Here is an 11,112-nt window from a genome sequence, read left to right on the forward strand (position 1 = left end):
CTAAAGTTTGGGTCATAATTAGGTGGTGATGCTTTGTTTCTGGATCCCTGAATGTCGATTTGGTGACTCTGACAAAATTCTCATTCTTATTTGCGATCGGAGCTAATCTTAACTAGCAAATATTATTATGGCAAGTATTTGTAAAGAGCCAATAATCCGCCACCGACAAAGGCTACTGTTATACCCGTAATTATTGGCTGAATTACTGAGCCTTTATTATCTAGAGCTTTAATATCGCCTTCTATTTTAGCTTGACCGAGTTTAAGTTCTGTAATATCTTCTTGCATTCGATCCATCTTACGGTCTAGTTTGTCTAATATTTCTTTAAGGTCGGTTTCGATTGTCCATTCTTTCGATGAGAAATCGGTTGTCACGATCGTTGTCCGATCTAAGATCGGATCGTAATTTATCTTAGAGAATTTTCTTGCCAGTAAGAATTTCGCGAACGTCTAGCATGGCGGAATAGGTGGGGATGATATGCAGAATTTCAGTAGATGAGGTAAGTTCGATCGCGGTATCGATCGCTTCTTTGAGATTTTCTTTGATGATTATTTTAGCACCGCTATGAGGATCGATTTTGCTATATTCTAATCGTAATGCCATATCGTAAACCCGATCGCCACTGACTACAATCGTGCCGCCAGAGTTGACAAATTTTTCGGTATCGACATCCCAAATCCACGAGACATCGGTACCATCTGGGGTACGATCGTTGAGTAGCATTAAACTTACTGAGCCGCCGCCGGATTGGTTAACTTGACTGACTGCGCGGATGGTTTCATTCATGCTGGCAGGATTTTTAGTTAATAAAATCCGCACTTTCTTACCCTTATACATTACTTCTTCCGATCGACCGAAGGCGGCTTGGAAGGTGCTAATGGTATCGAGAATTACAGGCTTACTAATGCCGATCGATTCCATTGTGGTAATGGCAGCGAGGGTATTATATTTATTATAAACGCCGATTAAGACTTGCGGCCATTCTTTACTATCGATCGACAACTTGCTTTTGGTGAAGCTACATTTGGGGCAATCGAAATCGCCTTGGTGGGACAGATAAACGCCCTTGTATTCGAGCGCGGTACCGCAACTAGGGCAGTAAATAGAATCTACCGCATGGGGAATTTCATCTAGATATAATTCTGGTTCGCTCAATCCGAAATATTTAACTTGTTTGGGTTTGTCGCCAGTGGCTAATTGTTGCCCTAAATGTGCGAGTGCGGGATCGTCGCCATTGGTAACGAGAATTGTATCGCTGTCTAATTCGGCGATGGCTTTACCCCAACGATAGGTAATTGTATCGACTTCACCATATCGATCGAGTTGATCGCGGAATAAGTTTAGGGCGATAATATATTTAGGCTTGAGTTGGGGAATGACGATCGGAATTACATTTTCATCGACTTCTAAAATTCCATAGTCTGCTTTAAGTTTTCCCGTCAAGCTGGTATTTTCTAATAGCGTCGTAATTAAGCCGTTGACTAAATTTGCTCCCGCTTCATTATGTACGACTTTCCAACCATCTTTTTCTAAAATGCCTCGCAGCAGCAAGGAAGTAGTCGTTTTACCATTAGTTCCGGCGACGATTATCGTTCCATATTTAATCTGCTGGGAAAGTAGAGCTAAAATCTGCGGATGTAGTCGTTTGCCGATAGTTCCTGGCAGTACGCTCGCCGCACCTAGTTTGAATGTGCGAATTGTGGAGGTAATTGTTTTGGCTGCAAATACCGCAATCCCCAATCTGACTCGATCTAATAAATTTATCTGCACCTTAGCACCCTGTTTCAGCGATGGACTCGTATCGGGGTGACTGCACCACCTGAAGGTGCATATTATATCAAGAGTTGGGGACAGGTTTTGGTCTGCTAGGCGATCGAGTCTGTGGGATAATGTTAACTCGTAGATTCAAACAGCAATTCTGATTTTAAAACTCTGGCACTATTTCAGCAGATCGTTGGCGGAAAGCCCGCTCCCCTGGAGCATATCTGTCAGGTTGCTGACGACAGAATGCGGGTTGCAGGAGTTTTATTTTTAAAAACCACCATCACCGATCTCAATTTTCACGATCGGAATTACCGATCTCTAGAGATCTAATTTACAAGAAGGTAGCGTTTCAGTGTAATAATGCGATTCTTCCTGAGTGCGATCGTCTATTGGCTTTGTAATAAATATTTCTGATGAACATCGATGCACTACTATTACTGGGAGTCGGCTAGTGACCCTGGAAGAACGAGTTAGCACCCCAAGTGCGGTTGAATCGGCGGATCGAGCTTGGCAATTTTGGTTCACATTGCCGATTTACCCCTATCGTCAACGGCGCACGCTCCGCACGGAAATCGAACCGGGGCAGATTTGGACATTCGAGCAGTTGCAGGGCATTTTTTATGTAGTGGTGCCGATTCGGATGACGGTGGTAAAGCTGGCGGCAGGTGGTTTGCTCGTTTACGCGCCTGTCGCACCTACAGGCGAATGTTTGCAATTGCTCAATGAGTTGGTAGCCATTCACGGCGATGTTAAATATATTATTTTACCGACAATTTCGGGGTTAGAACACAAGGTATTTGTCGGCCCATTTGCGCGTAAATTTCCGCAGGCGCAGGTGTGGATAACGCCAGATCAGTGGAGTTTCCCCATCAATTTACCATTGAGTTGGCTGGGATTACCGATCGGACGCACGCAGGTTTTACCTTCAGATTGCCATCGAACGCCATTTGGGGATGAGTTTGATTATGCCATTTTAGAGTCGATCGATCTCGGCCCCGGACAATTTGCCGAAGTTGCCTTTTTACACCGTCAATCGCGGACGCTACTAGTCACAGACTCGATAATTTCAATTCCGATCGCACCACCGTCGATCGTCCAACTCGATCCTCAGCCCTTATTATTTCATGCTAGGGATCGAGCCAGCGACATTATCTCCGATACTCTCGCCAATCGACTCCAGGGATGGCACAGAATCTGCTTATTTGCCCTGTATTTCCAGCCTAGCAGCTTAACTATCCGCAAGTGGGGGGAGACATGGCGCGAGTTATTCACGGCTGAGGATCGATCGCGACAGAACTATTTTGGATTATACCCGTTTGAGTGGCGATCGGGATGGCAACAGGGGTTTAAAGACTTGCACGACTGCGGTAGATTATTAGTAGCTCCGATCTTGCAAATATTAATTCTCAATCGCGCGCCCACACAAACGATCTCCTGGGTCGATCGCGTGGCACAATGGGAATTCGATCGGATTATTCCCTGTCACTTCGATGCACCAATTGTCGCGACACCAGATGATTTTCGCGCAGCTTTTGATTTTCTAGATCGCAATTCCCCCGATTTAGATTTACCAAAATCGGACTTTCAGTTATTACAACAAATCGATCGAGAATTAGTCCGCTGGCGAATTATCTTTCCATCGCAAGATCGTCGCTAGATGCCGATCTATCGAAAGTTGAATGCGATCGTTGGTATTAACTTATTGTAGGATTATAGTGGATATTATTAATTCAGATTTCGCAACTATTTTACATCAAGGGGCGCAATTTTCAAATCGTCCCACAATTGCCGAACTCAAGACGGCATTACAATCGGCGGAGATAAATACCAGGCAAGAGAAAATAGCAATTCCATTCGACTCTTTACTAGGTGAATGGCGACTGTGTTTTGCGACAGGAGCCAGCAAAGATAAAAGTAAGGGTGTAAAAATCGGGCGCGGCTATTATCTACCAAAGTTTATCGCGGCATCGATCGCCTTTACTAAAGATTTAACATCTGCTATGACTGGTACTGCTACTAATAAGTTATCGATCGGTAATATCCAAATTCAATTTACTGGGCCGTGTCGTTATCCCGGTAAGAAAAATTTATTAGTATTCGATTTTACCCAAATTCAATTTAAGGTATTTGGTAAGGTCATTTATGAAGGTAAAATTCGCAGTGGTAAAAATGGCGAACCAAACCTCGAAACTAGCTCTATCTCTAAGTTACCATTTTTTGCATTTTTCTGGGCTGGCTCTAACGAAATCGCCGCACGCGGACGCACTGGCGGCATGGCTTTGTGGGTGAAAGATTAACGATTCGATCGATCGCAACAACTAAATAAATTATGAAATATGTATTAATAATTCATGAGGTTGAAGATTATCTTGTCTGGAAGCAGGTATTCGACAAAGCCGCTGTAATTCGCAAAGAAGCTGGAGAGCGAAGCTATCAAGTCTTAAAGTACGAAAATAATCCCAACCAGATCGTACATTTCTCGGCATGGACATCGATCGAAGCTGCCAAAAGATTTTTTGAATCTCCCCAACTCGTTCAAATCAGAATCGAAGCTGGCGTAAAATCTCCTGAATTTATCTATCTAGAACAACTAGACTCAGGCACTCTATAAAATCTACTCCTTACTCCCCACTCCCCGCTCCTTCCTAATATGAAAACAATCGACGAAATCAATGACAAAATTAGTCGCAACCAAGCGGTAGTATGGACGATCGATGAAGTAAAAACCAAGATTGACGAACTAGGCTGCGATAAAATTGCCGAGCTGGTAGATGTAATTACCACCGGGAGCTTTGAACCGATGGAATCATCGGGGGCGATTCTTAATTTAGGACATACCGATCCGCCGATTAAAATTCGATCGTGTACGCTGGATGGAGTCCCGGCTTATGCAGGGTTTGGTGCGGTAGATCTTTATTTAGGCGCGACTCAATTAGTAGACTATGCGGGTGAAATCGGCGACGAAGATCGTAAAGAGCGTGGCGGCGCACATGTTATCGCCGATTTAATTGCCGGGAAAAGTGTCAATCTCCGGGCGATCGGACAAGCCACCGATTGTTATCCGCGTGCGAGTTTCGATACGACTATTACCAAAGATTCGATCAATCAATTTTACCTCTATAACCCTCGCAATTTATATCAAAACTTCATTGTGGGTGTCAATGGTGGCGATCGGCAGTTATACACCTATCTAGGCCCCTTACAGCCTAGATTGGGTAATGCGGTTTACTCGAATACTGGTGCGATTTCGCCATTGCTCAACGATCCCGATTTGGATGTGATTGGTATCGGTACCCGGATCTGGTTGGGTGGGGGCATCGGCTACGTGGCTTGGGAAGGTACCCAGCATTTCCCGCTCCAAAAACGTGCCGAGAACCGCACGCCAATTGGCCCTGGGGCGACTTTGGCACTAATTGGCGATGCCAAACAGATGAATCCTAAGTGGGTGCGGGGGTGCTATTTCAAAAATTATGGCCCTTCACTGATGCTAGGTGTGGGCGTACCGATTCCAGTATTAAATGCAGGAATTGTTACTAAGTGCGGAGTTCAAGATCGGCATATTGTCGCACCGATCGTCGATTTTTCGATCCCGCGTCGGGTGCGTCCGACATTTGGTCTAGTCAGCTACGAACAACTTAAATCTGGCAAGATTAAAATTGAAGGAAAAACTGTCAGAGTTGCTCCTCTAGCTAGTATCTATCGATCGCGTCAAGTGGCAATTGAGTTAAAAGCGGCGATCGATCGCGGTGAATTTTTGCTCGCCGAAGCAGTTGCCAAGTTACCAACCGACCGTGCCTTTATCCCTCAGGATCGCCGTCAGATGCCGAGTTTACTAGAAGATTAATTTATACTTAAATTGCTCAACTTACGTAGTCGAACGAGTTATATTTGATGAGTCATGTAAGTTTCTTGAAACTTATGACTAGCAAATTTGAATAATTAAGAAATTGTGAAGAATAGATGGTTTAATTAGAGGACGATCGTAAATTACTATCATCAGAATGAAAACAAATATTCAACAAAAGTAAATATAGATTGGTAATAGCTATTTACCCCGGTAGTTTCGACCCGATTACGCTAGGTCATCTAGATATTATCGAGCGCGGGAGTAAGTTGTTCGATCGGGTGGTAGTAGCAGTACTGCAAAACCCCGGTAAAACGCCACTGTTTACGGTTGAAGAACGTCTGTGCCAGATCGAGACGGCAACTAAACACTTGCCTCAAGTCGAAGTCGATAGCTTTGATGGATTGACCGTGACTTATGCAAAGACGATCGGCGCAAAAGTATTGCTCCGAGGGCTGAGAGTCATGTCTGACTTTGAGAAAGAACTGCAAATGGCTCACACCAATAAGACTTTATCTACAGAAATTGAGACAGTATTTCTAGCAACTTCCACAGAGTATGGTTTCTTGAGCAGTAGCATTGTCAAAGAAATCGCTAGGTTTAATGGTTCGATCGATCACCTCGTTTCACCTCATGTTGCCTCGGAAATCTACCAATGTTACAACAAACGCACTACCGATCGATAGCACAAAATATCCCACGTAAAAGTGTAGATTATCGACCGACTGAAACCGAAATTAAACCAAAAAACCTAGAATCTTCTGCTATTTTTACAGCACTCGATCGATTAGAAGAGCGGATTTTAAACAGTCCGCGCGTACCATTGACGGGCAAAACGGTGGTGGTAGAAGCAGAATTGTTAGAGCAAATTGATACGATCCGGATGCATTTACCGGAAGTAATTGCCGCCGCACAAGAAATAGTTCGCCACAAAGAGCGACTGATTAAAGAAGCACAGCAACAAGTTCAACAAATTCTCGCCGAGGCGAATCAACGCGCTTATCAAGTTGCCAATGAATTAGGAATTATCGAGCGCGCCGAACGCGAAGCTAGTGAAATTCGCCAAGAAACAATCTCTGAATGCGAACAGCTCAGACAGCAAACCGCGAGTGAAGTTCAGCGGGTGAGCGAACTACATTTTCAGGACATCGAACGGATGCGGGAGCAAGTCAAGATCGAGTGTCAGCAGATTCAAGATGGTGCTGATGAATATGCCGATCGAGTCCTGCATAATATGGAATATCAGCTCAGTGACATTTTACAAGCCATTCAACGCGGTAGACAGCGGTTGAATCGGGATGTGTCCTCGACTGTCGATCGTGTCGCTTAAAATCGATCCTGACTCAGCTAGAGAGCGATTTTAATAACTAACTCGCTCTCAAACTTGATGTAAAACGATGACAGATATTTCGGGACGACAGTTGAATCGTGCTTTTGGCGGCCCTGTAGTACCGACTCCAGGACTGACGTAGAGCTGCATAACCCCGATCTGATATAGTCCGTTGATATATTTTTTCCCCCAGGGTGGCGTGACTCTGGGAGCGAAGGGGATCGCGATTTGTCCGCCATGAGAATGTCCCGATAGTTGGAGTTCAAATCGAAAGGTATTTGCCGCAAAATCACCAAAATCTGGTTCGTGAGCCAGCAGAATATTAGCCCCAGTATTTGGTAATCGGGCGATCGTTTTAGGAAGATCTACTCGCTTCATCCACACATCATCGACACCAGCAATATTTAATAACTTGCCCTGTCGATCGATCGAATAAACATCATTATTTAAAAGTTTAATATTGCCCTTTGCTAGTGCGCGTTCTAGTGGCGCACTGTCTTCGCCGCGATCGTGATTGCCCATCACCGCAACCACCCCATCCTTGGCTTTCATCTGGCTAAAAGCATTGCCCAGCATCTCTTCAGACTGGCTGGCACCTTTAGTAATATAATCGCCAGTTAAGACAATTAAATTTGGATTTTGTTCGTTGGCAAGCTTGGCTACTTTTTCTAATCCCGCACGATCCATCATTGCCGATCGAGCGTGAATATCTGTCAGTTGAACTATTTTATATCCTTCAAAGACCGGATCTAGCCCTGCTATTTTAACATCGATAGTTTTCACGGCAAACCAACGCGGTTCGACACCTTGGGCGTAAACGCTAGTCGTAAATAATAGCGCGATCGCAATTAACATAAATCTAATCGCTCCAAGCGCAAATCTTCGCCAGAGCATCATCGGTTGATGTTTGTTCATTGTAGGATTCAGCGGGGAGATGGGTAGTTCGGCTTCGCTCACTAGCCGGGAGATGGGAGATGAGAGTAGGGAGATGGGAGTAAGGAGTAAGAGACTGGGAAAATTAAAGCTCTTATCACTATTCCCTAATCACTATTCACTATTCACTATCCCCGATCGACTAGCTACCATTGTAACAATTGCAATTCCGGAGATTTGCGGAATAATAAGAGATGGCTTGGTGACAAGCTGCATCCGAACTGAGGAATTATTTTGAGTGAATACTTTGCTACCGTCGCCAGAGGTTTAGAAGAATTAGCAGCGCGGGAACTAACAGAATTAGGGGCGCAGAATGTGGCGCAAGGCTTTTGTGGCGTATCTTTTCAGGGCGATCGAGAATTATTATATCGCGTCAATCTGTGGGCGCGGTTGCCATTTCGAGTGCTAGTCAAACTCGGCGAATTTCCTAGTGCTGACGATGCCGAACTTTATGAGGGCATCCAGCAAATCGAGTGGGGGGAATACCTGACTCCAGATTTGACGATGGCTGTGACTGTTACAGGCAAAAACGAACAGCTTAACCACAGCCATTTTACCGCGATTCAAGTCAAAAGAGCAATTACCAAACAACAAACCGAAAAATTTGGGGAACGATCGAATGTCGATATTAACGATCCCCACGTCCGCATTAACGTCCATATCGACAAAGATATCTGTGTTGTCAATCTAGATAGCTCTGGTAGCAGCCTCCACCGACGCGGCTATAAATTTGCTGTCGGCGATGCACCGCTCAAAGAATCTCTCGCCGCCGCACTAATGAAAATGTCCGGCTGGACACCCGATTTAGCCTTTATCGATCCGCTGTGCGGTTCGGGAACATTGCCCCTAGAAGCAGCCATGCAGGCACTAAATATCGCGCCAGGTATTTTCCGCGATCGGTTTGGCTTCGAGAGCTGGCTAGACTTCGATCCGGACTTATTCGATCGATTGATTAAGTCGGCTGAATCTGGCGAAAAACAAGATTTACAGGCGACGATTATTGGGAGCGATCGCAATTTTGATATTATCGAACAGGCGCGATCGAATGCGCGTAGTTCTGGGGTAGAACGTTACATTCAATTCGCCCAAAAAGAGTTAGCTGATGTCGAAGCTCCTGCCGATACCGGAATTTTACTTTGTAATCCTCCCTATGGCGAACGATTGGGACGCGATGAAAATTTGGGAGCTTTTTATAAGCTGTTAGGCGATGTGCTGAAAAATCGCTTTAAAGGTTGGACGGCATTTGTATTAAGTGGAAATAAAGAGTTAGCAAAATCGATCGGGTTGCGATCGGCTCAACGCACTACTGTTTATAATGGAACGATCGCTTGTCAATTGATGAAATATGAAATGTATTAATTTAGGGAATAGGGAATAGGGGATAGGGGATAGGGGATAGGGAGTAGTGAAAAGGAAATACGAACACACCCCACACCCCACACTTCTTACTCCTTACTCCTTACTCAAAATTATGTAAATAAAAAGAATTACACGCGCCAAGATTGTGGGGACTCTAGTAGTATGAGAAATAATTTCATCTGCGGAGGTACGATCGATGTCTGATGTCCAAACTTTTGCAGATGCTGGGGAACGAGTAAATTTTACACCGTATTCGGCGATCGGTACCAATCTAGAAGATGTCCGCAAACGCAGAACAGAACACGATTCTACTCCACTCAAAGCGCAAATATGCGTGTATCTCACGCCAGAATTAGCGGCTGAAGTAAATACCGACATTTTACGCGAACTCAGTGCCAAACGACAGCCGATTTATGGCACCTTATTAACTGCCGATTTTGCCACTTTTGCCACATATTTCGATCGATTACCCGCAGCAGTGCGATCGCAAATTCCCGTTACTAGAGATCTGCCTGTAGATCTCTATGGGTATGCCTTTTTTGCTTGTCCGTTGCCGCCTGTAACGTCCTTCAGTACCGATCGATATGCCCGCTCCGATTGAATGGTGCTGAATGGCGATGGGATGCTTTACAGGCTCGGTTTTGAAGGAGGTAAAGCGATCCTGAAAACGCGGATGATGAAAACGCCATGTTATTATGCCGATCTCGCCGCGCAATTATTACCCAAATTCGATAAACCTGGCTATCGTTTTCTCGATGGGGGAATGGTGCGCCATAGCTTATTGCTGGGGACTCGCAACCAAATGAATACCGCTTTTCTGGCGACTAAAGAGCATCTATTGGCTACCTTCGATGCAGCGCGTCCCCATATTATCGATCCCGACTCGCTCGAATTGCTCGAACCGATTGGTGCGGCGAGTAATTGGCAAGGATTGGCTCCCAAACAACCCGCATGGCTAACGCAAGTTTTCCAGCCTTATTCTAATCCAGCGCATCCAGTTTGCGATCGATCTCAGTCGAGCGATGGCGCGGGGGAATTTATTACGGCAAATTATTCAGCCGGATTGAGTTTACTTAGTGTTATCGACAGGTTCCGACGGTGGCTCAAAGATAAGCAGGGTAGAGAGGGAATTATTCTCAAAAATCCGTGGGGTGCATTTACCAGTTTGGTGCGCTACCGCTTTGATAGTAACAGCTTTGAGAAGTGGCGATTGGTATTACCCAATGGCGAACCCGTAATTATTTTACAGGCGATTCACCAGATGGCGTTGACGGAAGACTATATTATCGTCGGCGATATTGCCTTTAAAATCGAACTCTCGCAGATTTTCGCACCGTTTTTATTTGGGGGAATTCGCAAATATTCAGTCCAAATCGGCTATTGGCTATCGCTGGTATTTCTGCAATTAGTTCAGCCATTGCCCTATGCTAACTTGTATTTGGTGAAGAGAGCCGATCTCGATCTCCCGATTCCACCAGGGGAACAGCCGACGCTAACGGCGATTAAAATCGTCCTCCCGCGCGAAGTTTCGCACTTTGTCACCGATTATCGCAATCCCGACGGCAAAATTACCCTAATGTCGGCGCATAATGGTGGTTGGGATGTAACGGAATGGATTGGTGAATACGACGAATCTGTCAATCCCGACTGTGAAGCTACTCCCGCGCTCACTAAAGGAATTGAAGTGTTAGCTGGGGTGAATAAAGGTTTACCACCCGTCGCACCTATCAAATGCTTGCGCAAAGAATTTCGCGGCTTCCAACCCGCACCAGTAGATCTCAATAGCGTAGCGCGATACACGATCGATGCCAATACAGGAGCCGTACTTAAAGCAAATTTTCTCAGCGATACTGGCGATAATCCCAGCAAACGGAATACTTGG

Annotated in this window: 12 protein-coding genes; 9 read left to right on the top strand and 3 right to left on the bottom strand. The window is 45.1% G+C overall.

Features of this window, described 5'->3' with window-relative positions:
* Nucleotides 1–125: 125 nt before the first annotated feature.
* Together Q0R35_RS06615 and Q0R35_RS06620 are read right to left on the bottom strand one after the other, a co-directional pair.
* Complete coding sequence (locus Q0R35_RS06615) at nucleotides 126–374, bottom strand: hypothetical protein (protein ID WP_295615301.1); 249 nt, start codon at nucleotides 372–374, stop codon at nucleotides 126–128.
* A gap of 37 nt (nucleotides 375–411) precedes the next feature.
* Nucleotides 412–1,764 carry a Mur ligase family protein gene (locus Q0R35_RS06620; protein WP_366944835.1) on the bottom strand — a complete coding sequence of 451 codons (1,353 nt, stop codon included), beginning with the start codon at nucleotides 1,762–1,764 and terminating at the stop codon, nucleotides 412–414.
* Nucleotides 1,765–2,215: 451 nt separating this feature from the next.
* On the opposite strand from Q0R35_RS06620, the gene Q0R35_RS06625 reads away from it, so the two are divergent.
* The 6 genes from Q0R35_RS06625 to Q0R35_RS06650 all read left to right on the top strand — a co-directional run bounded on the left by Q0R35_RS06625 (nucleotide 2,216) and on the right by Q0R35_RS06650 (nucleotide 6,938).
* The gene (locus Q0R35_RS06625) at nucleotides 2,216–3,421 is read left to right on the top strand and encodes a DUF4336 domain-containing protein (RefSeq protein WP_295615303.1); all 1,206 of its coding nucleotides are present in this window, start codon (nucleotides 2,216–2,218) and stop codon (nucleotides 3,419–3,421) included.
* A gap of 58 nt (nucleotides 3,422–3,479) precedes the next feature.
* A complete protein-coding gene (locus tag Q0R35_RS06630) occupies nucleotides 3,480–4,061 on the top strand; it encodes a hypothetical protein (protein ID WP_295615304.1) in 582 nt (193 codons plus the stop codon).
* 32 nt (nucleotides 4,062–4,093) lie between these two features.
* Nucleotides 4,094–4,375 (top strand): antibiotic biosynthesis monooxygenase, encoded by a 282-nt coding sequence (locus Q0R35_RS06635; RefSeq protein WP_295615305.1) that lies wholly within the window; start codon nucleotides 4,094–4,096, stop codon nucleotides 4,373–4,375.
* Nucleotides 4,376–4,414: 39 nt separating this feature from the next.
* Nucleotides 4,415–5,608, top strand: a complete 1,194-nt coding sequence (locus tag Q0R35_RS06640; protein WP_295615306.1) for a homocysteine biosynthesis protein — start codon at nucleotides 4,415–4,417, stop codon at nucleotides 5,606–5,608.
* A 191-nt stretch (nucleotides 5,609–5,799) separates the two neighbouring features.
* Nucleotides 5,800–6,294, top strand: a complete 495-nt coding sequence (gene coaD, locus Q0R35_RS06645; RefSeq protein ID WP_295615307.1) for a pantetheine-phosphate adenylyltransferase — start codon at nucleotides 5,800–5,802, stop codon at nucleotides 6,292–6,294.
* Nucleotides 6,264–6,938, top strand: coding sequence for a hypothetical protein (locus Q0R35_RS06650; RefSeq protein ID WP_295615308.1), 675 nt, complete (start codon nucleotides 6,264–6,266; stop codon nucleotides 6,936–6,938). Before coaD ends, Q0R35_RS06650 begins: the two co-directional genes overlap by 31 nt.
* Before the next feature lie 48 nt (nucleotides 6,939–6,986).
* Here Q0R35_RS06650 and Q0R35_RS06655 read toward each other — a convergent pair whose 3' ends face one another.
* Nucleotides 6,987–7,853 carry a metallophosphoesterase gene (locus Q0R35_RS06655; protein WP_295615309.1) on the bottom strand — a complete coding sequence of 289 codons (867 nt, stop codon included), beginning with the start codon at nucleotides 7,851–7,853 and terminating at the stop codon, nucleotides 6,987–6,989.
* A 252-nt stretch (nucleotides 7,854–8,105) separates the two neighbouring features.
* Between Q0R35_RS06655 and Q0R35_RS06660 the strand changes: the two genes are divergently transcribed.
* The 3 genes from Q0R35_RS06660 to Q0R35_RS06670 all read left to right on the top strand — a co-directional run.
* Entirely contained in the window at nucleotides 8,106–9,230 is a 1,125-nt protein-coding gene (locus Q0R35_RS06660) for a THUMP domain-containing protein (RefSeq protein ID WP_295615310.1), read from the top strand.
* Between the two features lie 196 nt (nucleotides 9,231–9,426).
* A complete protein-coding gene (locus Q0R35_RS06665; protein ID WP_295615311.1) occupies nucleotides 9,427–9,831 on the top strand; it encodes a hypothetical protein in 405 nt (134 codons plus the stop codon).
* The coding region (locus Q0R35_RS06670; RefSeq protein WP_295615312.1) for a carotenoid oxygenase family protein at nucleotides 9,832–11,112 on the top strand (1,281 nt) is incomplete at its 3' end.

The organism is Chamaesiphon sp. GL140_3_metabinner_50 (assembly GCF_025361915.1).
GTDB lineage: Bacteria > Cyanobacteriota > Cyanobacteriia > Cyanobacteriales > Chamaesiphonaceae > Chamaesiphon.

Coding starts and splice junctions, on each gene's coding strand:
- Q0R35_RS06650 (WP_295615308.1), top strand. CDS start 6,264: ATGTTACAACAAACGCACTACCGATCGATAGCACAAAATATCCCACGT.
- Q0R35_RS06640 (WP_295615306.1), top strand. CDS start 4,415: ATGAAAACAATCGACGAAATCAATGACAAAATTAGTCGCAACCAAGCG.
- Q0R35_RS06635 (WP_295615305.1), top strand. CDS start 4,094: ATGAAATATGTATTAATAATTCATGAGGTTGAAGATTATCTTGTCTGG.
- Q0R35_RS06655 (WP_295615309.1), bottom strand. CDS start 7,853: ATGAACAAACATCAACCGATGATGCTCTGGCGAAGATTTGCGCTTGGA.
- Q0R35_RS06665 (WP_295615311.1), top strand. CDS start 9,427: ATGTCTGATGTCCAAACTTTTGCAGATGCTGGGGAACGAGTAAATTTT.